The sequence below is a fragment of the Bartonella sp. CE47NXGY genome (genome assembly GCF_042195415.1).
Lineage (GTDB): Bacteria > Pseudomonadota > Alphaproteobacteria > Rhizobiales > Rhizobiaceae > Bartonella.
Genome location: NZ_JBHIOI010000208.1, coordinates 1 through 806, shown reverse-complemented (window position 1 = coordinate 806; position 806 = coordinate 1). Strand labels below are relative to the sequence as shown.

The 806-nt window shown below is 40.1% G+C and carries 1 pseudogene; it reads right to left on the bottom strand.

Going from position 1 to position 806, the window contains the following annotated elements:
• Window positions 1-806: pseudogene (locus ACFIL3_RS10690) on the bottom strand (hypothetical protein); the annotation flags it as partial.

Below are 806 nucleotides of genomic sequence, written 5' to 3'. Positions count from 1 at the left end.
GTGCATCAGCTACATTCGTATAGTTCTTGTCAAAAGAAGTACCATCCTCACTAAACTGCTTGATCTTGAAATCCGGTTCTCTCCATATGCCCACTTCATCATATCCAGCACCTCCACCAAAATAGGTTGCAAGCGTGTTACCCATTGTATAGAGCTGACCACCATTTACTGCATCTGTTGAGTTTTGGGTAATTTCACCATTTGCAAGGAACGTAATTCTACTGTTTTCTTGTGTTCTTACAGCTTTGCCTTTTTCTTCTTGCTTCTTCTCATGACGCGCTACAAAGGCATTGGCTTCCTTGCTCCAATTCAAAGAATCCTGTGCTACTCCTTCAGAAACCTCTTTAATCCGTGCATTCACATTCTTGATATTTGTATCAAGACCAGTAAATGCACTACCAACATCTTTAAAAGAGCCCTCTGTTATATTACCCTTTGTATCAATCTTGGATAAGTTATAAGTTGGTCCCGTCATAGCAGAACCAGCAACTCCTGCACCTCCACCAAAATATTTTGATGTATTGGCCATAGCCGTTTCCAGATTTCTCGCTGTGGACGAAAGACTCTCATTGGTTTTGCTTAACTGTGAAAAATTAACTGCATCGTTCGCTCCAGTGCCATCCGACACTCCTGTAATCTTTTTACCCCCAGCATCTATCCCAGAAATGATTATTTTCGGTCCACCTGTAATCACTAAGCCTGTTGCATCTAAGGTACTGCTTCCTGCATTTACTTTATTGACTGCAATATCCTTAGCTAGATCAAATTTTATATTATTATTATCTTTGCCTTTGCTAATTTGAAGA